Genomic DNA, 25,571 nt, shown 5'->3' with positions numbered 1-25,571 from the left:
TTCTACGGCCACGGGAGGCGCCCGCCTCGTCCCCACGGAGCAGGCCGGGCGGCCGGACTCCCCCTCAAGGACGATGTCGGTCCCCGGGGGCCGAAGCGGTCGAACCGCGCACCACCAGCTCCGGCATGAACACGAACTCACTGTGCGGCGCCGGCGTCCCGCCGATCTCCTCCAGCAGCGTCCGCACCGCGGCCTGGCCCATCGCCGGGACCGGCTTGCGGATCGTGGTCAGGGGCGGGTCGGTGAAGGCGATCAGCGGGGAGTCGTCGAAGCCCACCACCGAGATGTCGGCCGGGACCCGCAGCCCCAGCTGCCGGGCCGCGCGTATCGCGCCGAGGGCCATCATGTCGCTGGCGCAGACGACCGCCGTGCAGCCCCGGCCGATGAGGGCGGCGGTGGCGGCCTGGCCGCCCTCCAGGGTGTACAGCGAGTGCTGGACCAGGTCGGACTCGACGGCCTCCTGGCTCAGGCCCAGCTGGTCCTGCATCGCCCCAACGAAGCCCTCGATCTTGCGCTGCACCGGCACGAACCGCTTCGGGCCGAGGGCCAGGCCGATGCGGGTGTGGCCGAGCGAGACGAGGTGGGTGACCGCCAGGGTCATCGCCGCCCGGTCGTCGGGGGAGATGAAGGGCGCCTGCACTTTCGGTGAGAAGCCGTCGACCAGCACGAACGGCACGCCCTGCGCCCGCAGCCGCTCGTAGCGCTGCATGTCGGCGGTGGTGTCGGCGTGCAGCCCGGAGACGTAGATGATGCCGGCCACCCCGCGGTCGACCAGCATCTCGGTCAGCTCGTCCTCGGTGGAACCGCCGGGGGTCTGGGTGGCCAGCACCGGGGTGTAGCCCTGCCGGGTCAGCGCCTGGCCGATGACCTGCGCCAGGGCCGGGAATATCGGGTTCTCCAGCTCCGGGGTGATCAGGCCGACCAGGCCGGCGCTGCGCTGCCGCAGCCGCACCGGACGCTCGTAGCCGAGCACGTCGAGCGCGGCCAGCACGGACTGGCGGGTGGTGGCGGCGACGCCCGGCTTCCCGTTGAGGACGCGGCTGACGGTCGCTTCGCTCCCCCCCGCCTGAGCAGCGATGTCGGCAAGCCGTGTGGTCACGGGACGGGACTGTACCGGCCGGGTCTCGCCTTGCCCACCAAGCGGACGCCGGGTGCGGGCGGTTGACCGGCGCGCTGCGGGTTGCTGCGGCATGGCGTCCCTTCGGGAACGGATGGCAAGAGCTTGCAGAGTCTTTCACAACCCGGTCGGTGGCCGCTCAACCCCGCAGAACAACGGTCTCACGGCGATCGAGGTGACGTCGCGCGCGGGTGACTTCGGCGATGCCTTGCACTTTTTTTCTGCAAGGTCTTTCGCGGCGCTTACATCGCTGTTACTTTCATGGTCGCCCGGCGGCGGCAACGACGCGGCCGGCAGGTCGACGGGGGCGGCAGACGGGACCACCCCCTGCAACTCGGGCTCGCACCCTCAAGGAGAACTCATGCGGCGTGGCATAGCGGCCACCGCGCTGATGGCGACCCTCGCCCTCACGGCGACGGCCTGCGGCGGGGACGACGACAGCGGCGACTCGGCCGGCGGTCCGGTCACCCTCACCTGGTGGGACACCTCCAACGCCACCAACGAGGCGCCGACGTACCAGGCCCTGGTCAAGGAGTTCGAGGCCGCCCACCAGGACATCAAGGTCGAGTACGTCAACGTCCCGTTCGACCAGGCGCAGAACAAGTTCGACACGGCCGCCGGCTCCAGGGGCGCCCCGGACGTGCTGCGCTCCGAGGTCGGCTGGACCCCCGCGTTCGCCAAGAAGGGCTACTTCCTGCCGCTGGACGGCACCGAGGCCCTCGCCGAGCAGGACGCCTTCCAGTCCAGCCTGATCGAGCAGGCCAGGTACGAGGGCAAGACCTACGGCGTGCCCTTCACCACCGACACGCTCGCGCTGGTCTACAACAAGGAGCTCTTCGCCAAGGCCGGCGTCGAGGCCCCCAGGACCTGGGACGACCTGAAGAAGGCCGCCGCCGCCGTCAAGGACGAGACCGGCGTCGACGGCTACTGGGGCTCCACCCAGGCCTACTACGCCCAGTCCTTCCTCCACGGCGAGGGCGCCGACACCGTCGACGCCGACGCCAAGAAGATCACGGTCGCCTCGCCCGCCGCCAAGAAGGCCTACGGCACCTGGCTGAGCCTGTTCGAGGGCAAGGGCCTGCACAAGGCCGACACCACCGCGGACGCCTACGCACACATCCAGGACGCGTTCGTCAACGGCAGGGTCGCCGCGATCATCCAGGGCCCCTGGGAGATCACCAACTTCTACCAGGGCTCCGCGTTCGAGGACAGGCAGAACCTGGGCATCGCCACCGTCCCGGCCGGCTCCACCGGCACGGCGGGTGCCCCGACCGGCGGCCACAACCTCTCCGTGTACGCCGGTTCCGACGAGGCCCGCCAGAAGGCCGCGCTGACGTTCGTCAACTTCATGACCTCGGCGAAGTCCCAGGAGACCATCGCCCTGAAGAACAGCACGCTGCCCACCCGCGACGACGCGTACACCGCCCAGGTGAAGGCCGACCCGGGCATCGCCGGGTACCAGGGAGTCCTCGCCGCCGCCCGGCCGCGGCCCGCGCTGCCCGAGTACAGCTCGCTGTGGGGCCCGCTCGACGACGAGCTGCCCAAGATCGCCGGCGGCAGGGTGTCCCTGGACGAGGGCCTGAGCACCGCCGAGACCGCGATCGCCAAGCTGGTGCCGGACTTCGGCAAGTGACCACCGCGTGGCCGCGGGTCCGCCCGCGAGGGGGGACGGACCCGGCGGCCACCGGCCTGTGCGCCGTGCCCCTTGATCCGCAGACCACACGAAGGTTGTCGAACCATGACGGTCGCCGTCCAGCGCCTGAGGCGCAGCTACCAGAAGCACTGGTACGCCTACGCGATGATCGCCCCCGTGATCGTCGTGCTCGGCGTCCTCGTGCTGTATCCGCTGGCGTACGGTTTCCACCTGACGCTCACGGACGCCAACAGCCTCAACACGGCACGCACGATCGGCGTCAACGAGATCGAGGCCACCTACCGGTTCATCGGCTTCGACAACTACGCCGACATCCTGTGGGGTGAGACCGCCTACGACCGGTTCTGGTCGCACTTCATCTGGACGATCGTGTGGACGGCCGCCTGTGTCGGCCTGCACTTCTCCATCGGGCTCGGCCTCGCCCTGCTGCTCGACCAGAAGCTGCGCGGCCGCACCGTCTACCGGCTGATCATGGTCCTGCCGTGGGCCGCGCCCACCTTCGTCACCGTCTTCGGCTGGCGTTTCCTGCTCGCCGACGGCGGCGTCGTCAACACCGCCCTGGAAAGCCTGCACCTGCCGGCCCCGCTGTGGCTGGAGGACACCTTCTGGCAGCGGTTCGCCGCGATCATGGTGAACACCTGGTGCGGTGTGCCGTTCATGATGGTCTCGCTGCTCGGCGGCCTGCAGTCCATCGACTCCACCCTCTACGAGGCCGCGGAGATGGACGGCGCGAACGCCTGGCAGCGCTTCCGGTACGTCACCCTGCCCGGTCTGCGGTCGGTCAGCGCCACCGTCGTGCTGCTCGGGGTGATCTGGACCTTCAACCAGTTCGCGGTGATCTTCCTGCTGTTCGGCTCCACTGCGCCGGATGCCCAGATCCTCGTCACCTGGGCGTACTACCTCGGCTTCGGACAGCAGCCGCGCGACTTCGCGCAGTCCGCCGCCTACGGCATGCTGCTGCTGGCCGTCCTGATCGTCTTCACCTCCGTCCACCGCCGCTGGCTGAACCGCGATGAGCAGCGGCCCGCGATCTGAGGCAGGAGTTCCCATGAGCACCACGACCGTTCAGCAGTCCGCCGCCGCGGACCGGGCCGCCGGCCCCGCAGCGCCGCGCACGGTGCGCCGGCGCGGCGAGCGCGGCCTCGCCGGGACCCTCGCCGCGCACGGCGCCCTGACCGTCGCCAGCCTGATCGCCCTGATCCCGATCGCCTGGCTGGTCTTTCTCTCCCTGGGCCCGGACAAGGACGACTACCTGCACCCCGGACGCATCTGGGGGAAGATGACGTTCGACAACTACGCGTTCGTGCTGTCGGAGACGAACTTCTTCGAGTGGCTCAAGAGCTCGCTGGTCGTCTCCCTGGGCACCACGGTGATCGGCGTGCTCATCGCCGCCACCACCGGCTACGCGGTGTCCCGGATGCGCTTCCCCGGCTACCGCACGTTCATGTGGGTGCTGCTGGTCACCCAGATGTTCCCGATCGCCGTGCTGATCGTGCCGATGTACCAGATCCTGTCGGAGCTCCGGCTCATCGACACCTACCTCGGTCTGATCCTGGTCTACTGCTCGACGGCCGTGCCGTACTGCGCCTGGCTGCTCAAGGGGTACTTCGACACCATCCCCTTCGAGATCGACGAGGCCGGCCGGGTCGACGGGCTCTCCCCGTTCGGCACCTTCGTGCGGCTGATCCTGCCGCTGGCCCAGCCGGGCCTGGCGGTGGCCGCGTTCTACAGCTTCATCACCGCCTTCGGCGAGGTCGCCTTCGCCACCACGTTCCTGCTGGACGACGGGAAGTACACGTTCGCGGTCGGTCTGCAGACCTTCGTCAGCGAGCACGACGCCCAGCGCAATCTGATGGCCGCGGCCGCGGTACTCATCGCGATACCGGTCTCCGCGTTCTTCTACCTCGTACAGAAGAACCTGGTGACCGGACTCACCGCGGGCGGCACCAAGGGCTGACGCCGCCCCGGGAAGACCCCCGCGCCCTGTCCGCGCGGGTGGCGGCCGCGGTGCCCGTCCGGCCCCGCTGCCACCGCGGCCGCCTCGTACCCCGCCCGCACGCCCCCGCGCCGCCCCCACGCCTGCACGACCTCTACTCGGCCCCACCGGTTACCCATCAAGGACGCCATGAGCCAGCACACTGCCGACCCGGCACCGAACTCCGCCGTCGCCACCGTCACCAAGCGCCGCGACTGGTGGCGCGACGCGGTGATCTACCAGGTCTATCCGCGCAGCTTCGCCGACAGCAACGGCGACGGCATGGGCGACCTGGAAGGCGTACGCTCCCGCCTCCCGTACCTGCGCGACCTCGGGGTGGACGCCGTGTGGCTCAGCCCCTTCTACGCCTCCCCGCAGGCCGACGCCGGCTACGACGTCGCCGACTACCGGGCCGTCGACCCCATGTTCGGCAACCTCCTGGACGCCGACGCGCTGATCCGCGACGCGCACGGGCTGGGCCTGCGGATCATCGTCGACCTGGTGCCCAACCACTCCTCGGACCAGCACGAGTGGTTCAAGCGCGCCCTCGCCGAGGGCCCCGGCTCCCCGCTGCGGGAGCGCTACCACTTCCGCCCCGGCAAGGGGAAGCACGGCGCACTGCCGCCCAACGACTGGGAGTCCATCTTCGGCGGGCCCGCGTGGACGCGGGTGACCGAACCGGACGGCACCCCCGGCGAGTGGTACCTGCACCTGTTCGCGCCCGAGCAGCCCGACTTCAACTGGGAGCACCCGGCGGTCGGCGACGAGTTCCGCTCGATCCTGCGCTTCTGGCTCGACATGGGCGTCGACGGTTTCCGCATCGACGTGGCGCACGGCATGGTGAAGGCCGAGGGCCTGCCGGACCTCGGCTCCCACGAGCAGCTGAAACTGCTGGGCAACGACGTCATGCCGTTCTTCGACCAGGACGGCGTGCACGAGATCTACCGGCAGTGGCGGCTGATCCTCGACGAGTACTCGGGCGAGCGGATCTTCGTCGCCGAGGCCTGGACGCCGACCGTCGAGCGCACCGCGAACTACGTCCGCCCGGACGAGCTGCACCAGGCGTTCAACTTCCAGTACCTGAGCACCCACTGGGACGCCGAGGAGCTGCGCGCGGTCATCGACCGCACCCTGGACGCCATGCGCCCGGTCGGCGCCCCCGCCACCTGGGTGCTGTCCAACCACGACGTCACCCGGCACGCCACCCGGTTCGCCAACCCGCCCGGTCTGGGCACGCAGATCCGCGAGGCCGGCGACCGCGAGCTGGGCCTGCGGCGGGCCCGCGCGGCCACGCTGCTGATGCTGGCGCTGCCCGGCTCGGCCTACCTCTACCAGGGCGAGGAGCTGGGCCTGCCGGACGTCGTCGACCTGCCGGACGAGGTGCGCCAGGACCCGGCGTACTTCCGTGGCGCGGGCCAGGACGGCTTTCGCGACGGCTGCCGGGTGCCGATCCCGTGGACCCGCACCGGGTCGTCGTACGGCTTCGGCAGCGGGGGCAGCTGGCTGCCGCAGCCGCCGGCGTGGGGCGAGCTGAGCGTGGCGGCGCAGCAGGGGGTGGCCGGTTCGACGCTGGAGCTGTACCGGGCCGCGCTCGCCGCGCGGCGCGCGCAGCCCGACCTCGGCGCGGGCGACGCGGTGGAGTGGCTCAAGGCGCCCGAGGGCGTGCTGGCCTTCCGGCGCGGGGAGTTCGTGTGCGTGGCGAACACCGGCGGGGAGTCGGTGACGATCCCGGCCCACGGCCGTCTGCTGCTCGCCAGCGGTGAGGTGAGCGAGGCGGACGGCGAGGCGAAGGTGCCGGCCGACACCACGGTGTGGTGGACGACGGCTTCCTGACGACCGCCGTCGAGGGCCGCACCCGGGAGCCGTCTCCGGAGGCCGCCTGACCGCCCTCTCGCAAGATCGTGCACACACCTCGGTCCGGCCCGCTGCCCTTTCGGGCGGCGGGCCTCTACCATCTCCGTCACCGCAAGGTGGTGGAAAGTTTCCAGCAAGGACCTTCAACGGTGAAGGAACCCCCCCATGGCTCGCAGTACCCTCCCCTGGGCGGCCGCCCTCGCAGCCGCCGCCACTGTCGCCGGATTTGTCATGCACCCGACCGAAGTGCAGGCCTCGCCGCCCGGCACCAAGGACGTCACCGCCGTCCTGTTCGAGTGGAACTTCGCCTCGGTCGCCCGCGAGTGCACGACCGCCCTCGGCCCCGCCGGCTACGGCTACGTGCAGGTCTCCCCGCCCGCCGAGCACATACCGGGCGCCCAGTGGTGGACCTCGTACCAGCCGGTCAGCTACAAGATCGCCGGCCGCCTGGGCGACCGCACCGCCTTCCAGAACATGGTCAACACCTGTCACGCGGCCGGAGTGAAGGTCGTCGTCGACGCCGTCGTCAACCACATGTCGGCCGGCGGCGGCACCGGCACCGGCGGCTCGTCGTACGGCAAGTACACCTACCCCGGGCTGTACTCGTCGTACGACTTCGACGACTGCACGGCGCACATCAGCAATTACCAGGACCGGGCGAACGTCCAGAACTGCGAACTGGTCGGCCTCGCCGACCTGGACACCGGTGAGGACTACGTCCGCTCGGCCGTCGCGCAGCACCTGAACGACCTGCTCTCCCTCGGCGTCGACGGCTTCCGCGTCGACGCGGCCAAGCACATCCCGTCGGCCGACCTGGCGGACATCAAGTCCCGCCTGAGCGATCCGTCCGTCTACTGGAAGCAGGAGGTCATCCACGGCAGCGGAGAGGCGGTCCAGCCGGCGGAGTACACCGGCCACGGGGACGTCCAGGAGTTCCGCTACGCCTACGACCTCAAGCGCGTGTTCACCAACGAGAACCTCGCCCACCTCAAGAACCACGGCGCGGGCTGGGGCTACCTGAGCAGCGGCGTCGCCGGTGTCTTCGTCGACAACCACGACACCGAGCGCAACGGCTCCACCCTGAGCTACAAGGACGGCGCCACCTACACCCTGGCGAACGTCTTCATGCTGGCCTGGCCCTACGGCGCGCCCGACATCAACTCGGGCTACGAGTTCTCCGACCGCGACGCCGGCCCGCCCAACGGCGGCCGGGTCGACGCCTGCTGGCAGGACGGCTGGAAGTGCCAGCACGCCTGGCCGGAGATCCAGCGCATGGTCGCCTTCCGCAACGCCACGCGGGGCGCGGCGGTGACCGACTGGTGGGACAACGGCGGCGACGCGATCGCCTTCGGCCGGGGCGGCAGGGGCTACGTGGCGATCAACCACGAGGCCGGTTCGCTGACCCGCACCTACCAGACCTCGCTGCCGGCGGGGACGTACTGCAACGTCCAGAACAACACCACGGTGACGGTGAACGGCTCCGGCCAGTTCACCGCGACCCTGGGCGGCCACACCGCGCTGGCGATCCACGCGGGCAGGCCGAGCTGCTGACCGGCGGGACGGCACGAGGCGCGGCGAGGGGCGGCCGGACGGCGGCCGCCCCTCGCCGCGCCGTGTCGCGGGCCGCCCGGCCCGCCCGCCGAGTGCGGGTACTCACGCGCGGGACCGTTCCCGGCGGCCGGCGCTACAGGCCGTCTCCCCAGCCGCCCTGCACCATGGTCTGGAACGCCCACCTCCCGTCCCGCCGGAGCAGGACGTCGGCGTACCGCAGCCGCTCCCGGCGGCCGTCCACGGTCATGGTCGAGTCCGTGAAGACCACGGCCATCGAGGCGGACAGGAACACCGGGGTCCGGGTGGACTCGAAGGCGATGTCCTGGTCCCCCTCGCCCATCACCCGGGTCATGGTGGCGACGAACTGCTCCCGGTCCCACTGCGCCGACCGGCCGGCGCCCGCGGAGTCGTCGCTCACGAGGTTGAGCGGGAACACCGCCAGGTCCGCCATGCGCTCCACGTCGCGCCGGCCGCTCGCCGCGTCGTACTCCGCGAACCAGGCGTCCAGGCTCGTGCGGTCGTCGGCGGTGGGGGTGTAGCCCGTGTCGGGCAGCAGGGTCATACGGAACTCCTTCGCCGCGGGGTGACGGTCCGTCCAGCGACCGCGGCGAGGAACGTACACCGCCGTTCCCTGACTAGTCAAACTTGATTAGCATCCCTCGGGCCGTCGTTCGGGCTGCTGCTCGGGCCGTCGCCCAGACCTCTGAAAACTTCTTGCTATGTGTTTCACCCCTCTTGCTGTACCTTTCGGCGGCGATACGGTCGCGCCCGGCGCCCGGCGCCCGGCGCCGGAGCCGTGCCGCGGGGCAGGGGCCGCCCGGCGCACGGCGCACGGCGCGGTCCTCGCGGCGACCGGCGTGCAGATCGCGGGCGTCCTGGACGATCCGCACGACGGGACGAAGGCCGGCCTCGGGCCGCCGTTCCACCACGGCCGCCCGACGCTCTCCGTCTGGGCGCCCACCGCGCAGAACGTGACCCTGGAGCTCGACGCCTCCACGGCTCTGTTCTCCCGAAGCTACGGCGAAGTGACAAGTAGCTCTCTGTAGCGGATCTGGGGTGTACTTGTCAGCGTTTTTGATCTTCTGGGGTCATCGGGGGTTGTGCTCGGCGAGGTTGGTCCGGTCGAGACGACCGGAAGGAGCCCGGGGTGCGGCAGGAGTGGGAGCCGGAGGACCTGATCGAGGTCTGGACGCTGCTGGAGGAGGATCAGGAGCGGCTGCGGAACAAGTCGGGGGCGAACCGGTTGGGTTTCGCGCTGTTGCTGAAGTTCTTCGAGGTGGAGGCCCGGTTCCCGGAGCACGCCGGGGAGATCCCGGCGCCAGCGGTGTCGTACGTCGCTCAGCAGGTGAGGGTGGCGGCGGAGGAGTGGGCCGCGTATGACTGGTCGGGGCGGGCGATCAAGCGGCACCGGATGGAGATCCGAGGCGCGTTCGGTTTCCGTGAGTGCACCGAGGAGGACCAGGCCCAGCTCGCCGAGTGGCTGGCGGTCGAGCTGTGCGGGGTGGAGCTGAACCGGGACCGGCTCGCGGAGGCGGTGGTGGCCCGCTGCCGCAAGGACCGGCTGGAGCCGCCGGCCCCAGGGCAGGTCGCCCGGCTGGTGGGCAAGGCGGTCAGCACCTTCGAGGAACGGTTCTGCGCGGCCACGGTGGGCCGGTTGTCGGCGGCGACCCGGTCCCGGCTGGACGACCTGATCGCCGAGGACGCCGGCACGGACGAGGAGAGCGCGGGCGGTGGGGGCACGTTCTTCACCGAGTTGAAGGCGGACCCGGGCGCGTTGGGGCTGGACAGCCTGCTGGCGGAGGTGAACAAGCTCCAGCGGGTGCGCGGGCTTCAGCTTCCGCCGGAGCTGTTCGGGGACGTGTCGGGGAAGCTGGTGGCGGCCTGGCGGGCGCGGGCGGCGAAGGAGTACCCCTCGGACCTGCGGGCGGCGGCCGGGCCGGTGCGGTACACGCTGCTGTCGACGCTGTGCCATGTGCGGGAGACGGAGATCACCGACTCGCTGGTGGAGGTGTTCATCCAGCTCGTTCAGAAGATCAACACGCGGACGGAGAAGAAGGTCGAGGGCGAGTTCACCAAGGAGCTCAAGCGGGTCCGTGGCAAGGAGGGCATCCTGCTGCGGCTGGCGGAGGCGGCGGTCGCGGAGCCGGGCGGCACGGTCCGCAAGGTGATCTATCCGGTGGCCGGGGAGTCCACGCTGAAGGCGCTGGCGGCGGAGGCCGCGGCGAACGAGGCACGCTACCGGGCCCGGGTGCGTACGGTGCTGCGTTCGTCGTACTCGAACCACTGGCGGCGGATGCTCTCGCCGCTGCTGAACGCGCTGGAGCTGAAGTGCAACAACACGGCCTACCGGCCGGTGATGGACGCGATCGACCTGCTCAAGCGGTATCTGGACCAGCCCATCGCGAAGGAGGGGGCGTTCTTCGACGAGGCGGAGAAGACCCGCTGGCGGGGGTGGTGCGCGAGGAGTGGCGCAAGGCGGTGGTGGATGAGCGCGGCCGGGTCAAGCGCATCCCGTACGAGCTGTGCGTGCTCGTGGCGCTGCGGGACGCGCTGCGGCGGCGGGAGATCTGGGTGCCGGGAGCGAACCGGTGGCAGAACCCGGAGGACGATCTGCCGCCGGACTTCGAGGACAACCGCGATGTGCACTACGACGCGATCCGCCAACCGCAGGACCCGGAGAAGTTCATCGAGGCCCTTCAGAAGAGGCTGCGCGAGGCCCTGACCCGCTTCGACACGGCGCTGGAGCTGGGCACTACGGGCGGGGTGGACATCGTCAAGAGACACGGCGAGCCGTGGATCAAGGTCTCGCCGCTGGGCAAGCAGGAGGAGCCGGAGAACCTCGTCGCGCTGAAGGCGGAGATCGAACGCCGCTGGGGCACCATCGACCTGATCGACATCCTCAAGGAGGCCGAGTTCGCCACCGGCTTCACCGGCGAGTTCACCTCGGTCGCCACGCGCGAGGCGGTCCCGAAGGCGGTGCTGCGGCGCCGGCTGCTGCTGGTGCTGTTCGCGCTGGGCACGAACATGGGCATCAAGCGGGTCGCGGTCACCGGCAAGCACGGCGAGAGCGAGGCCGTCCTGCGTCGGGTGCGGCACCTGTTCGTCAACCGGACCAACATGCGCGCGGCGCTGGTGCGGCTGGTCAACGCCACCTTCGCCGCCCGCGATCAGGCGTGGTGGGGCGAGGGCACCGCCTGCGCGAGCGACTCCAAAAAGTTCGGCTCCTGGAGCTCGAACTTCATGACCGAGTGGCACCAGCGCTACCGCGGGCCCGGCGTGATGATCTACTGGCACGTCGAGAAGAAGTCGCTGTGCGTCTACAGCCAGCTCAAGTCCTGCTCGGCCTCCGAGGTCGCCGCGATGATCGAGGGAGTGCTGCGGCACTGCACGGACGTGGAGATCGACCGGCAGTACACCGACACGCACGGCGCCTCCATCGTCGGGTTCGCCTTCGCCCACATGCTCGGCTTCAACCTGCTGCCCCGGCTAAAGAACGTCGGCTCGGCCCGCCTGTACCGGCCGGCGGCCGGGGAGGACGAGAAGTGGCCGCACCTGGCGCCGGTCCTGTCGACCAAGACGATCGACTGGGACCTGATCCGCCAGCAGTACGACCAGATCGTGAAGTACACCACCGCCCTGCGCCTGGGCACCTCCGAGGCCGAGCAGGTCCTGCGCCGCTTCACCCGCGGCGGGCCCAAGCACCCCACCTACCGGGCGATCGAGGAACTCGGGCGGGCGGTACGTACGGCGTTTATCTGCGACTACCTCGCCGACGCAGAGCTGCGGCGCGAGATCAACGACGGGCTCCAAGTCGTGGAGAACTGGAACAGCGCCAACCACGACCTGTTCTACGGCAAGGACGGCGACCTGACCGGCTCCGACAAGGAGTCCCAGGAGGTCTCCATGCTCGCCCTGCACCTGCTCCAGTCCGCATTGGTGCACGTCAACACCCTGCTGCTCCAGGACATCCTGAGCGAGGAGAAGTGGCAGATCAGGCTCACCGACGCCGACCGGCGGGCACTGTCACCGCTGTTCTGGACCCACGTGAACCCCTACGGTCGGTTCGAGCTGGACATGAACTCTCACCTCGACCTCGTCGCCACCGAGGCGACCACTGTCATTGGCCCCCGCACCGCGTCTGGGAGGGTGGGCGGCACGCCGTGACGTTGTCCTGAAGGCTGTGGCAAGCCTGGCGTCGGTGCCTGCTGAGAGGTCGGTGACTTCAGGGATGGCTGTGGAGACGGTTTCCCTTCAGCGGCCGATGTCGCGGCGGCTGAATCGCCATGCTCCCAGTGCGACGAGCACGGCGGTGGTGGCGGTCAGGACGCCTACGTCAGCGAGTTGGAAGCCGTTCCTCAGCGGTTCGCCGCCGATGTAGTAGTGGAACGGTGTGAGATGACGCAGCCAGTCGGCGCCGGTCTGAGGTGCGAAGCCATGGAGCGCGTATGCCAACACGCCCGCTCCGGCGGTGACGCCGAATACGGTGGCCCGGCCCTTGCCGGTAGCCGCTCCGATTGCTGTGGCGAGCGCTCCGAAGACCAGTGCCAGCAGTGCCAGGTTGACGGCTTGCGCCGTGAAGCCTGCCACGGGGACCGAGTCCAGTTTCGCGCTGGTGCGGACAGTCAGCATGGCGCCCAGTACCGCGGTGGCGATCAGCACTGCCCCCGTCGCCAGCGCAGCGATGCGGTGCAGGAGGAGCTGTGTACGGCTGATCGGGTGGGCCAGCAGCAGGTCCAGGTAGCCCGACTCCTCATCGGCCGAGATCATCCGGGCGCCTGTGGCGGCTCCGTAGAAGGTGGCCAGCAGCGGCACCAGCAGCCCGAACACCGCGCCTTGCAGGTAGCCGGCGGCCGAGGTCAGGTCGTCGAAGCCGAACCCGCGCATCGCCTCGGGCACGCTGTCGGCGGCATTCGCTGTCAGCTGCGGGTAGAAGCCGGCATAGGCCATCGCCAGCAGGCCGGTGGCCAGCGCCCAGACGGCCAGGACGCGCCGGTTGTCGAACAGGGTCTTGGCGTATACCGAGCGGCTGAAGGCGCGGGAGGGGCCGGAGGTTCCGGGCAGGGTGGGGAGGGAGACGGCATCGGTTGTCATGTCACATCCTGTCGAGCGCAGCGGGAGGGGGTCAGGCGATGGGGTTTGTCTCCGCGTCCTGGGCAGAGTGTTCGCCGGTGTAGTAGGCGTGGAACAGCTCTTCCAGGTCCTGGTTGTCGGCGCGCAGCGCGTTGATGGTGTGCCGGGCGGCGGCCTTGACCAGCGCGTCGGGGCTGCCGTCCAGGCGGCAGGTGAGCAGGGCGCCTTGCGCGGTGCTGGTCAGGGTGAGGTCGGTGATGCCGGGCAGGGCGGCGAATTCCTCGGGGGCGACCGGGGCGGCGAACTCGATCTGCACTCGCAGGAGTGATCGGGCGCGCAGTCCGGCGACGGTATCGGTGGCGATCAGGCGGCCGTCGCGGATGATGGCCACGCGGTCGGCGACCGATTCGACCTCGTTCATGATGTGGCTGGACATGAACACCGTCTGGCCATGATCCCGGGCCTCGGTGACCATCTCCAGGAACGTTTGCTGCATCAGGGGGTCCAGCCCGGAGGTAGGTTCGTCCAGGATCAGCAGCTCGGGGCGATGCATGAATGCCTGGACCAGGCCGACTTTCTGCCGGTTGCCTTTGGACAGGCTCTTGATCCGGGCGGACAGGTCAAGCTCCAGCCGGTCGGCCAGCTCGCCGATCCGTTGCGCCGGTACGCCGCCGCGGAGGTTGCCCAGGAAGGCCAGGCACTCTCCCGCTCGCTGACGGCTGTCGACCAGGAAGTCGCCGGCCAGGTAGCCGATCCGGCGATGCACGTCGTCCGCGTCGGCGCGCGGGTCCACTCCCAGTACCCGCAGAACGCCCGAGGTGGGACGGATGAAGCCCAGCATCAGCCGGATGGTGGTGGACTTGCCGGCCCCGTTGGGCCCCAGGTAGCCAAGCACCTCGCCGGCGTTCACCTGCAGGGACAGTTCGGTGAGTCCTCGTCGGGATCCGTAGTTCTTGGTGAGCTCGGACAGCTCGATCACCGTGTTCATGACCCAAAACTATCAAAGGTTTCAGAGAACTTTGAAGACTCTGAGGAGTGTAGGATCGTTGTGGATCGAGCATGAGAGGGATGGCCTTGGCATACACCACCGAAGCCGCCGAGCAGATGGCCCTGACGCTGAGCCAGGGGGGCCTGCAGAAGGCGACCGCCCGGGTGCTTGCGGCTCTGCTGTTCGCCGACACCGACAGTGTCACCGCTCCCGAACTGGCTGAGGGGCTGGGTATCAGCTCCGGGTCGGTCTCGGGGGCCGTTAAGATGCTGTCCACCGTCGGACTGATCGAGAGGGTGCCGGCTCCCGGCAGCCGTCGCGAGCACTACCGGCTCCGCGAAGGAGCCTGGGCCACCCTAATGTCGGCGCAGAACAGCGTGGTGCAAGCCATGTTTGAGGCCGCAGACCAGGGCATCGCCGCCGCCGACGCCGACACTCCCGCCGCGCGGCGCCTGACGGAGATGCGCGACTTCTACGGCTTCATGTTCCGTGAGCTGCCCGCCCTGGTGGAGCGCTGGCAGACCGAAAGACAACGCCTCTGACCCGCCCGGCACGGGGCACTCAGCCCCGGTCACCTGCCTTTGAGCAATGGCTCAGGGGCAGGCGCCGCGTGCGCCGACCAGCGGCGATTCTCACGGCCGATAGATCATCTCGATCAGGCCGGCGGCGATCAGGGCCCACGCCCCGACACCCAGGACCCACAACGAGTCACTGAGGGCACCGGCGATGACCAGAACCCCAGCGGCCAGGAACAGGCCGTGCTCGATGCGCCGCATGTCCCGGGCACGGCCCAGCCCGGAGTCTTTCACCCGCTTGCCTGGAAGCCCGGTACGGACCAGTGAGGAAGACGCGGTTGAGTGCTGTTCCGTAGGCGCATGGCGCAAGCCTAGAGGCGACAAAGGACACACGGCAGAGCCCGGTGCCGGGAACGGTGTGGATGTTGTCTATCGTCTTCCAGTGCGAACGATCGTGGTGCCTGTCCGCGCAGCGGAGGGCTTGTGGTGGTGACGCGTCGGTGGCCGCGGCTTCGGCATCCGGCGCAGGTGGTCGTGGCCGGCTTCGCCACGGCTGTCGCGGCCGGAACCGGTCTGCTGATGCTGCCGGTCGCCAAAGCGGGGCCGGGCGGTGCGGGCGCGGTGGACGCGTTGTTCACCGCCACGTCCGCGGTATGTGTGACCGGTCTGATCGTGGTGGACACCCCCGCCTACTGGAGCGGTTTCGGGCAGGCGGTGATCCTGGCGCTCATCCAGGTGGGCGGCTTCGGCATCATGACCTTCGCCTCCCTGCTGGTCCTGCTGGTCTCCCACCGTATCGGCCTCAAAGCGCGTCTGACGGCCGCCGCGGAGACCAAGACCCTGGGGCTGGGCGACGTCCGCTCGGTCGTGACCGGTGTGGTCAAGGTCAGCCTGCTGCTGGAGGCGGTCACCGCCCTGGTGCTGGCCCTGCGGTTCGCCACCGCCTATGACGAGCCGTGGCCGCGGTCGGTGTGGCTGGGCGTCTTCCACGCCGTATCGGCATTCAACAACGCCGGATTCGCGCTCTACTCCGACAACCTGATGGGCTTCGCGACCGACCCCTGGGTCTGCTTGCCCATCGCGCTGGCGGTCATCGCCGGCGGACTGGGCTTCCCGGTCCTGTTCGAGCTGCGCCGCCGCTGGCACCGGCCGTGGTCCTGGTCCCTGCACACCAAGATCGTGCTGTGGGCCTCCGGGATCTTCCTGGTCGGCGGCAGCGCCTTCATCACCGCGATCGAATGGTCCAACCCGGCCACCCTGGGCCCCATGGACGCCCCCGGGAAGCTGCTGGCCGGGTTCTTCCAGGGCGTGATGCCGCGCACCGCCGGGTTCAACAGCATCGACACCTCTCAGATGAATCCTGCGAGCTGGCTGGGCACGGATGTGCTGATGTTCGTCGGCGGGGCCAGCGCCGGCACCGCGGGAGGTATCAAGGTCACCACCTTCGCCGTGCTGTTCTTTGTCATATACGCCGAAATCCGTGGCGAGGGAGCGGTCAACATCTTCCACCGCCGCCTGCACGGTGACCTACAGCGCCAGGCACTGACCGTCGTACTGCTGTCCGTGGCCGCCGTCGCCGTCTCCACCCTGGCCTTCGTGGTCTTCACCGACCACAGCCTGGACCAGTCGCTGTTCGAGACCACCTCCGCCTTCGCCACCGTCGGTCTGTCCACCGGGATCACCGCCGGCCTGCACCCGGGCTTGCAGCTGCTGCTGGTCGTGCTGATGTTCATCGGCCGGCTCGGCCCCATCACCGTCGCCTCCGCGCTCGCCCTGCGCAGCCGCGTCCGCCTGTACGACCTTCCTGAGGAGCGACCCGTCATTGGCTAGGAAACCCAGCCCCAGGAAGCGGCGCAGCGGCCCGGAGGGCTCCGTGGTCGTGATCGGCCTGGGCCGCTTCGGCCGTGCCCTGGCCCTGGAACTCGTCGACGAGGACACCGAAGTCCTCGGCATCGATGAGAACGCCGAAGTCGTCCAGGCCCTTTCCGGGTCCCTCACCCATGTCGTGCGGGCCGACTCCACCAAGGAGGACGCCCTGCGCCAGCTGGGTGTCCACGAGTTCGAGCGGGCCGTCGTCGCCATCGGCACCGACCTGGAGGCCAGCATCCTCACCGCCTCGCTGCTGATCTCCTTCGGCATCGACGACGTCTGGGCCAAGGCGACCAGCGAGGCCCACGGCCGCATCCTCACCCAGCTCGGTGCCCACCACGTCGTCTACCCCGAGCACGACATGGGGCAGCGGGTCGCCCACCTGGTACGGGGCCGGATGCTCGACTACATCGAGTTCGAGGACGACTTCGCCATGGTCAAGACCAACCCGCCGGCCGACATCATCGGCCTTCCCCTGTCCAACAGCGCCGTCCGCACCCGTTACGGCATCACCGTCGTCGCCATCAAACGCCCCGGCGAAGACTTCACCTACGCCACTCCCGAAACTGTCGTGGAAGCAGACGACACCATCATCATCGCCGGGCGCACCCGAGCAACCGAACGCTTCAGCGAACTCCAGTAAGACCGGCCCGGCAGACAACGGTCCGCAGATCTCCGCTGTTCTCACGAACGTTCCTTTGCGCGAGCAAGATCGAGAACGGGCCACAGGACCCTCGCCGATCCCGAATCCGTTCTCAGAACCCGTTCTTACTCAAAAGCGGGATGGGCCCCCTTCTGAGACTTGCATTGTGCGAAAATCCAGACCCATGACGGTCCCTCAGCAGCCCTGCCCAACCGATCGGTCGGACGCCGAAGACGTCGAACAGCACGCCTGTCCGAAGTGCGACGCCCAGCCCGGCTCGCCCTGCCGCTCGCGCGGCGGCGCGGTCGCCTCCGCCTACCACACCCGCCGTTTCACCCTGGTGCCCCGGCTGAAAAGGCCCTGTTCTCGCATAGCTACGGCGAACGGACATGTAGCGCTACGTGATGCTCGGGGCCTGGCCGGCGTGAGGGACGGTGGTACAGCCGTTGGCGGTAGCGGCCATCCCGCTTCCCTGTCGGTTTATCGAACTACCGGCCGCTCACGGCCCGCCAGGGTGGTGTCGCAGTAAATGCCGGATTTACTGCGACGGAGCCCCTACCGTGATCATCGCGACCTGCGGCGGGCTCTCCGGCCACCGTAGGCGAGGTGTACGCATTTACTGCGGCAATATCGGAAGGGCGGAGCAAGCGTGGCGATCGAACCGGTGACCGAACTCCCAGGCGGGGGCGCGCTCCGACTGCCACGCGCCCGGGTCGTGCCGCTGTCCGCCCCGCCCTCGTCGTACACCGCGGCGGTCGAGCGGTACCTCACCGGCGCGGGCATCGCGAAGTCCTCCGCACGGATCTACCGGATCTCGCTGACGACATGGGGGTGGATGCTCGCAGGCGAGGCGGCGCCGACCGGCCCGGCCCGCCGAGGCGCGAAGCCGCCCGTCTTCCCCATCACTTCGATCGACGACCCGGCGCTGCCGGAAGTGCTGGCCGAACTGGCGGCGGCGCGGGCGGACGAGATGGACGCCGACACCGTCAACCGCGAACTGTCCATCGCACGCAAGGCGATCGGCTGGTGGCAGCGCCAGGGCTGGATCACCTGCGACCCGACGATCGGCATCGAGCGGAGGCCGGCACCGCCCGACCGCACCAAGTCCCTGGCCGAGAACCAGATCGCCGCCCTGTGGCGCCTGGACGTCGCCCTACGGGAGAAGACGTTCTGGAAGATGCTTTACGAGTCCGCGGCCCGCGCCGACGAGGTGCTGTGCCTGAACGTGGAGGACCTCTACCCGCAGGACAAGCGCGGGAAGATCACCGCCAAGGGCGGGGCGACCGAGTGGATCCACTGGCAGTCCGGCACCGCCCAACTGCTGCCCCGCCTCATCGCCCGCCGTATGCCCCGCCTCATCGCCCGCCGTACGCGCGGCCCGCTGTTCCTCACCGACCGCAAGGCCCCGGCCGGGACACCGACGCTCGACGTGTGCCCGGAGACCGGCCGGGCCCGGCTCTCCTACCGCCGGGCCGAAGAGATCTTCGAGGAGAACACCCGCCTGCTGGCCAACCCGCTCGCCTCGCCCGAGGACATCGAGGAACTGGACGGCTGGACGCTCCACCGGCTCCGCCACAGTGCCCTCACACACGACGCCGAGGACGGTACGTCCACCCCGATGCTGCTGGCCCGCTCCCGCCACGCCTCCGTCCGCTCCCTGGAGCGATACGCCCGCCCCGGCGTCGACGCAGTCGCCCGACACGTCGCCGAGCGCGACCCCGCCGCACGTCGCCGGACGTAACACCCATGTTGGCGGCCAGTGGCGGCGTTCTTACCCGCCCCCTTCCATCGTTCGCCTGGACTCAACGCATCCCGGGCAGACGACGGAGCTCGTTGACCTTCAGCAACCGGGCAACAAGGAGGTAGCCCAGGGCTGTCGCGAGCGCCCCGGCACCCAAGGCGACAGCAGTGGGCCACGTTCCCTCTCCCAGGCCAGCACACGCACGCGCTGCGGCCCAGCCCAGCCCGGCAGCCGGGCCCGCGGCGCACAGCAGCTTCACGTAGGTGCGGCGCAGACCGCCATCGTCGATCCGGCCCCCCATCTTCTTGCGCAGCAGGTAGGCGGTGAGTGCGAGACCGGCCACATAGGAGAGGGTGTAGGCCCCGGCCATGCCGACCACCGACCAGCGGGCGGGCAGCAGCAGATGGCAGGCCGTGGCCAGGGCGATGTTCACGCCTGCGATCCAGGCCGCCATGAAGAACGGGGTGCGGGTGTCCTCGAAGGCGTAGAAGCCGCGCAGCAGCAGGTACTGCGCGGAGAACGGGATGAGCCCGAGCCCGAACGCCTGCAGCATGTAGCCCAGTGGGCGGGCTGAGGCGGCATCGGCTGCTCCGTGGGCGAACAGCAGCGAAGAGATCTGGGGCCCCAGGGCGAGGAAGAGGAAGGCGGCGGGCACGATGACCACCCCGCTGATCCGCAGCGCCCGGGACAGGTCCGCGCGCAGATCCGGAATGCGTCCCTCGGCGACGGCCCGGCTCATGCGCGGCAGCAGCGCCGTCACCAGGGACACCGTCACGATCGACTGCGGCAGCATCCAGATGGTCTGCGCATAGGTGTAGGCCGAGTAGCCCGCGCCGGCCTGCGGCAGCTCCTGGTCGGCGGCGTTGGCGTAGTTCGTGACCACCGTCAGGGCGACCTGGTTGGCCAGGACGAACAGCAGTGTCCACTTCGCTGCGTGCACGCTCTTGCCCAGGCCGGTGCCCCGCCAGTCGAACCGCGGCCGGAACCGGAAGCCGGCCGCCCGCGCGAACGGGATCAGCGCCAGGGCTTGGACGGCGATGCCCGCTGTCGTCCCGATCCCCAGCAGCCGCACCTGGCCGGCGGTGATGTCCTCCACCCGGTCAGGCACCGTCATCAGCCCCAGATAGGCGGCGAACATGCCGACCAGCACGACGTTGTTCAGCACCGGGGTCCACATCATCGCGCCGAACTTCTCACGTGCGTTCAGCACCTGCCCGTAGATGCTGAACAGGCCGTAGAAGAAGATCTGCGGCAGCAGGAACCGGGCGAACGTCACCGTCAGCTCGAACGCCTCGTGACTGTCCGGGGTGTCCCGCATGTACAGGCCCACGATCTGCGGCGCCGCCCATACCGCCAGCGCCGTTCCCACGCCCAACACGCACACCACGAGCGTGACCAGACGCTGCTCGTAGGCCCGCCCGCCATCGGGCTCCGTGGCCCGGGCCCGCACCAGCTGCGGCACCAGCACAGCATTGAGCGCGCCGCCGATCAGCAGCGTGTACAGGCTCGTCGGCACGGTGTTCGCCGTGTTGTACGTACTGGCCAGCAGGCCCGTTCCCAGAGCCGCGGCCTGCAGCACCTGACGGATCAGCCCCGTCGCCCGCGACACCACCGTGCCAATAGCCATCAACAACGACGAACGAGCCAGCCCGCCCTTGTCCTTCTTCCGCCGGGCGGCATGCCGCCCCCTTGTCTGCTGCTCCTGCGGCATGGTCTGCGCCGCGGAGTTCGCCCCCTCCACCATGGCGTCAACCTATGCCCCAAGATCCCACGCCCCCAATTCGCGCACCTCACTGCTCGCGCGGTCCCGGCAGGCGTCCGTCCGCTCCCTGGAGCGGCACACCCGCCCGGCCCGCTCACGCGGGGTCCGTCGCGCTCTCACTCTCGGGGTGGCGCGGGCCGGGAACCGCCTTGGCCGTGGTGGCCAGGTCCAGCTCCAGGCGGCTGTTCATGTCCAGCTCGAACCTGCCGTAGGGGTTCACGTGCGTCCAGAACAGCGGGGACAGGGCCCGCCGGTCGGCGTCGGTGAGCTTGTCGGCCCACTTCGGGTCGGCAAGGACTGCTGCATCAGCAGCGTGTTGACGTGCACGAGAGCGGACTGGAGCAGGTGAAGGGCGAGCATGGACACCTCCTGGGACTCCTTGTCCGCACCTGCCAGGTCGCCGTCCTTGCCGTAGAAGAGGTCCTTGTTCGCGCTGTTCCAGTTCTCCACGACCTGCAAGCCCTCGTGGATCTCCTGGCGCAGCTCGACGTCGGCGAGGTAGTCGCACACGAACGCCGTACGTACCGCCCTCCCTAGTTCCTCGATCGCCTGGTAGGTGGGGTGCTTGGGGCCGCCGCGGGTGAAGCGGCGCAGGACCTGCTCGGCCTCGGCGGTGCCCAGCCGCAGAGCGGTGGTGTACTTCACGATCTGGTCGTACTGCTGGCGGATCAGGTCCCAGTTGATCGTCTTGGTGGAGAGCACCGGGGCGAGGTTCGGCCAGTTGTCGTCCTCCCCGGGGGCCGGCCGGTACAGCCGGGCGGAGCCGATGTTCTTCAGCCGCGGCATCAGCTTGAAGTCGAGCATGTGGGCGAAGGCGAAGCCGACGATGGACGCACCGTGGGTGTCGGTGTACTGCCGGTCCACCTCCATGTCGGTGCAGTGCCGCAGCACGCCCTCGATCATCGAGGCGACCTCGGAGGCCGAGCAGGACTTGAGTTGCGAGTAGATGCACACCGACTTCCGCTCGACGTGCCAGTAGATCATCACGCCGGGGCCCCGGTAGCGCTGGTGCCACTCGGTCATCAGGTTCGAGGACCAGGCCCCGAACTTGCGGCTGTCGGACGCGCACGCGGTGCCGGTACCCCACCACATCTCGTCGCGGGCAGCGAAGGTGGCGTTCACCAGCTTCACCAGCGCGGCGCGCATGTTGGCCCGGTTGATGAACAGGTGCCGCACCCTGCGCAGTGTCGCCTCGGACTCACCGTGCTTGCCCGTCACCGCGACCCGCTTGATGCCCATGTTGGTGCCGAGCCCGAACAGCACCAGCAGCAGCCGGCGCCGCAGCACGTCCTTGGACAGATTCTCGCGGGTGGCGACCGAGGTGAACTCGGCGATGAAGTCCGTGTCGAACTCGGCGTACTTCAAGATGTCCAGCAGGTCGATCGTGCCCCAGCGCCGCTCGATCTCCGCCTTGATCGCCACCAGGGACTCAGGCTCCTCCTGCTTGCCGCGCGGAGAGACCCTGATCCACGGCTCGCCGTGCTTCTTGACGATCGCGACCCCGCCCGTGGTGCCCTCGGCCAGGGCCTGCTCGAAGCGGTCCAGCGACGCCCGCAGCTTGCTCTGGAGAGCGGTGATGAATTCGCCGGCGTCCTGCGGCTGGCCCAGGGCGGCGTAGTGGACGTCTCGGTTGTCCTCGAAGTCGGCGGGCAGATCGTCCTCCGGATTACGCCACCGGTTGGCGCCCACGACCCAGATCTCCCGCCGTCGCAGCGCGTCCCGCAAGCTGACCAGCACGCACAGCTCGTACGGGATGCGCTCGACACGACCCTTGTCGTCCACGACCGCCGCCCGCCACTGCTCCGGGACCACCCCGTCCAGCGGCACCGTCTCCGCCGGGTCGAAGAACGCGCCCTCCTTCAGCGGCTGCTTCAGGTACCGCCCCAGCAGGTCGATCGCGTCCATCACCGGCCGGTAGGCGGTGTTGTTGCACTTCAGCTCCAGCGCCTTCAGCAGCGGCGCGAGCATCCGCCGCCAGTGCGCCGAGTACGACGACCGCAGCACGGTACGCACCCGCGCCTTGTAGCGGGCCTCGTTCGCCGCGGCCTCTGCCGCCAGCGCCTTGAGCGTCTTCTCCCCGCCGACCACCGGGAAGATCACCCGCCGCACCGTGCCGGACGGCTCCGACAAGGCCGCCTCCGCGACCCGCAGCAGCATCGCCTCCTTGCCGCGGACCTTCTTCAGCTCCGCCCCCAGCTCCTTCTCAACCTTCCGCTCCGCGCGGGTGTTGATCTTCAGTACGAGCTGGATGAACAAATCCACCAGCGAGTCGGTGATCTCCGTCTGCCGGACATGGCACAGCGTGGCCAGCAGCGTCAGCCGCCGCGGCGGCTTCATCCGCTCCAGGTTCGCCGGCCTTCGACGCACGGGCCCGCCAGGCGTCCACCAGCTTCTCCGACACGTCCGCGAACAGGTCCGCGGGCAGGTCCAGCCGCCGCACCCGCTCCAGCTTGTTCACCTCCGCAAGCAGGCTCTCCAGGCCCGGGGCGCCAGGGTCCGTCTTCAACTCGGTGAAGTGCGACCGCCCGCCCCCAGCCACCGCGCCCTCGCCGTCCGCGCCGTGCTCGGTGCCGTCACCCGCGATCAGATCTTCCAGCCGCGATCGGGTCGTGTGACTGAGCCGGTCCAGCGTGCTGCGAGAGAACCGCTTCTCGAAGTCCTTGATCGCCTTGCCCACCAACCGCCGCACCTGCCCGGGCGCCAGCGGCTCGATATGGTCATTACGGCACCGTGCCACCACGGCTGCCGCGAGCCGGTCACGGGACAGCTCCACCGGACACAGCTCGGTAGCCAACCACGCGGCCAGCCGGTCCTGGTCCTCCTCGGTGTTCGCCCGGAACCCGTACGCCGCCCGGATCTCGCCCCGGTGTCGCTGGATCGCCTTGCTCTGCCAGTCGTAGTCCGCCCACGCCTCTGCGGGAACCTTGACCTGCTGGGCTACGTACTCCACCGCGGCGGTCGGTACCTCCTGGGCCGACTCGGGGAACCGGGCCTCCGCCTCGAAAAACTTGAGCAGCAGCGCGAACCCGAGCCGAGTCGCCCCGGACTTGTTCCGCACCCGCTTCATGTCGTCTTCCAGCAGCGTCCAGACCTCGATCAGGTCCTCCGGCTCCCAGTCCTGCCGCACCCCGTACTCCTCGCCCCACGCCCGAGATCACTCGTTCAGCTCAACGAGGCGCCAGGCGAGGGGAAACGACGGCCACAGCAGTCACACAGCGCTACATGTCCGTTCGCCGTAGCTATACGAGAACAGGGCCTCCACCGTGCGGATGCGGCGCGACCCGCCACCGGCGTCCGGTCCGTCACCGGCCCGAGCTCGTGGAAGGGCGGGCCCCACCGGTACGCCGTGACGGTGTGGGCGCCCAGCGTCCGCCAGGCCGTCACCAACAAGGTCGCCGACCCCTACTCCCTCGCGCTGACCGCCGACGCCGAGCGCAGCCTGGTCGTCGACCTCGGCGACACGTCGTCAAGCCCGCCGGCTGGCCGACGTACGCCGAGCCGGAGGCCGTGCCGCTGAAGGACGCCCAGACCCAGGAGCTGTACGTCCGGGACTTCACCCGGGCCGGCTGACGGCCGCCGCGGCACTAGGGTGCTCCTGTCCGCCCGAGAACAGGAGCACCCATGCCGCAGATCACCGTCGACTACTCGGAGCAGCTGGCGCAGGACTTCGACCGGCCGGGGTTCGCGCAGGCGCTGCACGCCACCGTGGTGGAGATCGCGGCCGCCAAGCCCCCGGCCTGCAAGACGCGGTTCCGCCGGAGCGAGGACACCACGGTCGGCCCGGACGCCGAGGGCCACGCCGTGGTGCACGTGACGCTGGCACTGCTGGCCGGCCGCACCGACGAGACCAAGACCCGGCTCGCCGAGGCCGTACTGGAGCTGCTGCGGCAGTACGTCAAGCCCGCCGCGGGCCTGGCCCTGCACGCCTCGGCCGAGGTGCGGGACCTCGACCCGTCCTACCGGCAGTTCGACACCTGACCGGGGCGGTTCAGGAGGCCAGCGCCAGCAGCCGGGTCACCAGATCGCTGAACGGCCCGTCGGACCGCTCGTCCTTGAGGGCCCGGCGCATCAGCGCCGCCAGCTCCTCGTCGTGGGCCGCGCCGACGGCCGCCAGCGCCGCGAAGTCGTGCACGAGCTGGCGCTCCAGCTCGGCCCGCGGGATCCGCCGGCCGTCCAGCCAGAGCAACGCCGTCGACTCGGTGAGCGAGATCCACGACCGGACGACCAGTTCCAGCCGCGCGGGCGCCTCCACCACGCCGAGGTGCGACAGGATCTGGTCGTACGCGGCCTGCCGCACGGAGTCGACCAGCGCGTTCGTCCGGGAGGAACCGACGGCGGGGCCACCGCGCATCAACGCCGAGAAACCGGGGCCGTGGTCGTCCACGAAGTCGAAGAAGCGGCGCATCACGCGCAGCAGCCGGGCGCCGAGGGGACCCTCGTGCGGTTCGGCGAACCGGCCCGCCAGATCGTCCGCCGCCCGCTGCAACGCCGCCTCGTACAGGCTGAGTTTGCCGGGGAAGTAGTGGTAGACCAGCGGGCGGGAGATGCCCGCCGCGGACGCTATCTCGTCGATCGAGACCTCGTCGGGGGAGCGGCGGCTGAACAGTTCGAGGGCGACGCCGATCAGCTGCTGCCGCCGCTCCTCGACACCCATTCTGCGGCGCACCCCGGTAGACATACGAACACCTTACCGATCGGATCCGGCCGTGAACGGGCAGGTCCGATCAGATGGTCGACGCCGGGACGATCCAGACACCCCCTGGCCTACCCCTAGCCCCAAGGCCGTGAAGTTATGGCTCGGGTGGGGTTGTCCAGGGGGCTTTGAGGTGCGG

General features: G+C 69.6%; 22 protein-coding genes and 3 pseudogenes. 15 read left to right on the top strand and 10 right to left on the bottom strand.

Going from position 1 to position 25,571, the window contains the following annotated elements; genetic code table 11:
* Positions 1-64: 64 nt before the first annotated feature.
* Positions 65-1,099, bottom strand: a complete 1,035-nt coding sequence (locus ACFF45_RS07370; RefSeq protein WP_381343542.1) for a LacI family DNA-binding transcriptional regulator — start codon at positions 1,097-1,099, stop codon at positions 65-67.
* Between the two features lie 379 nt (positions 1,100-1,478).
* Between ACFF45_RS07370 and ACFF45_RS07365 the strand changes: the two genes are divergently transcribed.
* The 5 genes from ACFF45_RS07365 to ACFF45_RS07345 all read left to right on the top strand — a co-directional run bounded on the left by ACFF45_RS07365 (position 1,479) and on the right by ACFF45_RS07345 (position 8,151).
* Positions 1,479-2,750 (top strand): extracellular solute-binding protein, encoded by a 1,272-nt coding sequence (locus tag ACFF45_RS07365; protein ID WP_381343539.1) that lies wholly within the window; start codon positions 1,479-1,481, stop codon positions 2,748-2,750.
* 105 nt (positions 2,751-2,855) lie between these two features.
* Entirely contained in the window at positions 2,856-3,806 is a 951-nt protein-coding gene (locus ACFF45_RS07360; protein ID WP_381343537.1) for a carbohydrate ABC transporter permease, read from the top strand.
* Positions 3,807-3,819: 13 nt separating this feature from the next.
* On the top strand, positions 3,820-4,728 hold the full coding sequence (locus ACFF45_RS07355; RefSeq protein ID WP_381343534.1) for a sugar ABC transporter permease: 909 nt from the start codon (positions 3,820-3,822) through the stop codon (positions 4,726-4,728).
* A gap of 168 nt (positions 4,729-4,896) precedes the next feature.
* Positions 4,897-6,579, top strand: coding sequence for a glycoside hydrolase family 13 protein (locus ACFF45_RS07350; RefSeq protein ID WP_381343532.1), 1,683 nt, complete (start codon positions 4,897-4,899; stop codon positions 6,577-6,579).
* A 186-nt stretch (positions 6,580-6,765) separates the two neighbouring features.
* Positions 6,766-8,151 (top strand): alpha-amylase, encoded by a 1,386-nt coding sequence (locus ACFF45_RS07345; protein ID WP_381343529.1) that lies wholly within the window; start codon positions 6,766-6,768, stop codon positions 8,149-8,151.
* A 133-nt stretch (positions 8,152-8,284) separates the two neighbouring features.
* On the opposite strand, the gene ACFF45_RS07340 is transcribed toward ACFF45_RS07345, so the two are convergent.
* On the bottom strand, positions 8,285-8,713 hold the full coding sequence (locus ACFF45_RS07340) for a nuclear transport factor 2 family protein (RefSeq protein WP_381343526.1): 429 nt from the start codon (positions 8,711-8,713) through the stop codon (positions 8,285-8,287).
* A 250-nt stretch (positions 8,714-8,963) separates the two neighbouring features.
* On the opposite strand from ACFF45_RS07340, the pseudogene ACFF45_RS07335 reads away from it, so the two are divergent.
* The 3 genes and pseudogenes from ACFF45_RS07335 to ACFF45_RS07325 form a co-directional block, all read left to right on the top strand.
* Positions 8,964-9,167, top strand: a pseudogene (locus tag ACFF45_RS07335) (hypothetical protein); the annotation flags it as partial.
* Between the two features lie 131 nt (positions 9,168-9,298).
* Positions 9,299-9,700: pseudogene (locus ACFF45_RS07330) on the top strand (DUF4158 domain-containing protein); the annotation flags it as partial.
* A 929-nt stretch (positions 9,701-10,629) separates the two neighbouring features.
* Positions 10,630-12,315: a Tn3 family transposase gene (locus ACFF45_RS07325; protein WP_381343523.1), complete on the top strand. Its 1,686-nt coding sequence runs from the start codon at positions 10,630-10,632 to the stop codon at positions 12,313-12,315.
* Between the two features lie 87 nt (positions 12,316-12,402).
* Here ACFF45_RS07325 and ACFF45_RS07320 read toward each other — a convergent pair whose 3' ends face one another.
* On the bottom strand, positions 12,403-13,242 hold the full coding sequence (locus ACFF45_RS07320) for an ABC transporter permease subunit (RefSeq protein ID WP_381343520.1): 840 nt from the start codon (positions 13,240-13,242) through the stop codon (positions 12,403-12,405).
* Positions 13,243-13,273: 31 nt separating this feature from the next.
* Entirely contained in the window at positions 13,274-14,200 is a 927-nt protein-coding gene (locus ACFF45_RS07315) for an ABC transporter ATP-binding protein (protein ID WP_381343517.1), read from the bottom strand.
* A gap of 89 nt (positions 14,201-14,289) precedes the next feature.
* Between ACFF45_RS07315 and ACFF45_RS07310 the strand changes: the two genes are divergently transcribed.
* Positions 14,290-14,751, top strand: coding sequence for a GbsR/MarR family transcriptional regulator (locus ACFF45_RS07310; protein WP_381343514.1), 462 nt, complete (start codon positions 14,290-14,292; stop codon positions 14,749-14,751).
* Positions 14,752-14,841: 90 nt separating this feature from the next.
* Here the strand turns inward: ACFF45_RS07310 and ACFF45_RS07305 are convergent, their stop codons facing one another.
* Complete coding sequence (locus ACFF45_RS07305; protein ID WP_381343511.1) at positions 14,842-15,018, bottom strand: hypothetical protein; 177 nt, start codon at positions 15,016-15,018, stop codon at positions 14,842-14,844.
* 234 nt (positions 15,019-15,252) lie between these two features.
* Between ACFF45_RS07305 and ACFF45_RS07300 the strand changes: the two genes are divergently transcribed.
* The 4 genes from ACFF45_RS07300 to ACFF45_RS07290 all read left to right on the top strand — a co-directional run bounded on the left by ACFF45_RS07300 (position 15,253) and on the right by ACFF45_RS07290 (position 18,977).
* Positions 15,253-16,554 carry a TrkH family potassium uptake protein gene (locus ACFF45_RS07300; protein WP_381343508.1) on the top strand — a complete coding sequence of 434 codons (1,302 nt, stop codon included), beginning with the start codon at positions 15,253-15,255 and terminating at the stop codon, positions 16,552-16,554.
* Entirely contained in the window at positions 16,547-17,236 is a 690-nt protein-coding gene (locus ACFF45_RS07295; protein WP_381343506.1) for a potassium channel family protein, read from the top strand. The genes ACFF45_RS07300 and ACFF45_RS07295 overlap by 8 nt, the downstream gene beginning before the upstream one ends.
* A 184-nt stretch (positions 17,237-17,420) precedes the next feature.
* Positions 17,421-17,765 carry a zinc finger domain-containing protein gene (locus ACFF45_RS35625; protein WP_446697128.1) on the top strand — a complete coding sequence of 115 codons (345 nt, stop codon included), beginning with the start codon at positions 17,421-17,423 and terminating at the stop codon, positions 17,763-17,765.
* A gap of 120 nt (positions 17,766-17,885) precedes the next feature.
* On the top strand, positions 17,886-18,977 hold the full coding sequence (locus ACFF45_RS07290) for a tyrosine-type recombinase/integrase (protein WP_381343503.1): 1,092 nt from the start codon (positions 17,886-17,888) through the stop codon (positions 18,975-18,977).
* 61 nt (positions 18,978-19,038) lie between these two features.
* On the opposite strand, the gene murJ is transcribed toward ACFF45_RS07290, so the two are convergent.
* The 4 genes from murJ to ACFF45_RS07270 form a co-directional block, all read right to left on the bottom strand.
* On the bottom strand, positions 19,039-20,721 hold the full coding sequence (murJ, locus tag ACFF45_RS07285; protein ID WP_381343500.1) for a murein biosynthesis integral membrane protein MurJ: 1,683 nt from the start codon (positions 20,719-20,721) through the stop codon (positions 19,039-19,041).
* A 112-nt stretch (positions 20,722-20,833) separates the two neighbouring features.
* A complete protein-coding gene (locus tag ACFF45_RS07280; RefSeq protein WP_381343497.1) occupies positions 20,834-20,959 on the bottom strand; it encodes a hypothetical protein in 126 nt (41 codons plus the stop codon).
* On the bottom strand, positions 20,956-23,049 hold the full coding sequence (locus tag ACFF45_RS07275; RefSeq protein ID WP_381343769.1) for a Tn3 family transposase: 2,094 nt from the start codon (positions 23,047-23,049) through the stop codon (positions 20,956-20,958). Before ACFF45_RS07275 ends, ACFF45_RS07280 begins: the two co-directional genes overlap by 4 nt.
* On the bottom strand, positions 22,943-23,866 hold the full coding sequence (locus tag ACFF45_RS07270; protein WP_381343495.1) for a DUF4158 domain-containing protein: 924 nt from the start codon (positions 23,864-23,866) through the stop codon (positions 22,943-22,945). The genes ACFF45_RS07275 and ACFF45_RS07270 overlap by 107 nt, the downstream gene beginning before the upstream one ends.
* A gap of 133 nt (positions 23,867-23,999) precedes the next feature.
* On the opposite strand from ACFF45_RS07270, the pseudogene ACFF45_RS07265 reads away from it, so the two are divergent.
* Together ACFF45_RS07265 and ACFF45_RS07260 are read left to right on the top strand one after the other, a co-directional pair.
* Positions 24,000-24,303, top strand: a pseudogene (locus ACFF45_RS07265) (hypothetical protein); the annotation flags it as partial.
* Between the two features lie 57 nt (positions 24,304-24,360).
* Positions 24,361-24,717 (top strand): 5-carboxymethyl-2-hydroxymuconate Delta-isomerase, encoded by a 357-nt coding sequence (locus ACFF45_RS07260; protein WP_381343492.1) that lies wholly within the window; start codon positions 24,361-24,363, stop codon positions 24,715-24,717.
* Positions 24,718-24,727: 10 nt separating this feature from the next.
* Here ACFF45_RS07260 and ACFF45_RS07255 read toward each other — a convergent pair whose 3' ends face one another.
* Positions 24,728-25,417 (bottom strand): TetR/AcrR family transcriptional regulator, encoded by a 690-nt coding sequence (locus ACFF45_RS07255; RefSeq protein WP_381343490.1) that lies wholly within the window; start codon positions 25,415-25,417, stop codon positions 24,728-24,730.
* Positions 25,418-25,571: the final 154 nt, after the last annotated feature.

This window comes from Streptomyces cinereospinus (genome assembly GCF_042430725.1).
Classification (GTDB): domain Bacteria; phylum Actinomycetota; class Actinomycetes; order Streptomycetales; family Streptomycetaceae; genus Streptomyces; species Streptomyces cinereospinus.
The sequence above is the reverse complement of the archived record's forward strand: the minus strand, read 5'-3'. Positions and strand labels throughout refer to the sequence as shown.

What these genes read in the sequence shown, in the direction of transcription:
- ACFF45_RS07365 (WP_381343539.1), top strand. Translation starts at nt 1,479, where the DNA reads ATGCGGCGTGGCATAGCGGCCACCGCGCTGATGGCGACCCTCGCCCTC.
- ACFF45_RS07360 (WP_381343537.1), top strand. Translation starts at nt 2,856, where the DNA reads ATGACGGTCGCCGTCCAGCGCCTGAGGCGCAGCTACCAGAAGCACTGG.
- ACFF45_RS07355 (WP_381343534.1), top strand. Translation starts at nt 3,820, where the DNA reads ATGAGCACCACGACCGTTCAGCAGTCCGCCGCCGCGGACCGGGCCGCC.
- ACFF45_RS07350 (WP_381343532.1), top strand. Translation starts at nt 4,897, where the DNA reads ATGAGCCAGCACACTGCCGACCCGGCACCGAACTCCGCCGTCGCCACC.
- ACFF45_RS07345 (WP_381343529.1), top strand. Translation starts at nt 6,766, where the DNA reads ATGGCTCGCAGTACCCTCCCCTGGGCGGCCGCCCTCGCAGCCGCCGCC.
- ACFF45_RS07340 (WP_381343526.1), bottom strand. Translation starts at nt 8,713, where the DNA reads ATGACCCTGCTGCCCGACACGGGCTACACCCCCACCGCCGACGACCGC.
- ACFF45_RS07320 (WP_381343520.1), bottom strand. Translation starts at nt 13,242, where the DNA reads ATGACAACCGATGCCGTCTCCCTCCCCACCCTGCCCGGAACCTCCGGC.
- ACFF45_RS07310 (WP_381343514.1), top strand. Translation starts at nt 14,290, where the DNA reads ATGGCCTTGGCATACACCACCGAAGCCGCCGAGCAGATGGCCCTGACG.
- ACFF45_RS35625 (WP_446697128.1), top strand. Translation starts at nt 17,421, where the DNA reads ATGACGGTCCCTCAGCAGCCCTGCCCAACCGATCGGTCGGACGCCGAA.
- murJ (WP_381343500.1), bottom strand. Translation starts at nt 20,721, where the DNA reads ATGGTGGAGGGGGCGAACTCCGCGGCGCAGACCATGCCGCAGGAGCAG.
- ACFF45_RS07260 (WP_381343492.1), top strand. Translation starts at nt 24,361, where the DNA reads ATGCCGCAGATCACCGTCGACTACTCGGAGCAGCTGGCGCAGGACTTC.
- ACFF45_RS07255 (WP_381343490.1), bottom strand. Translation starts at nt 25,417, where the DNA reads ATGTCTACCGGGGTGCGCCGCAGAATGGGTGTCGAGGAGCGGCGGCAG.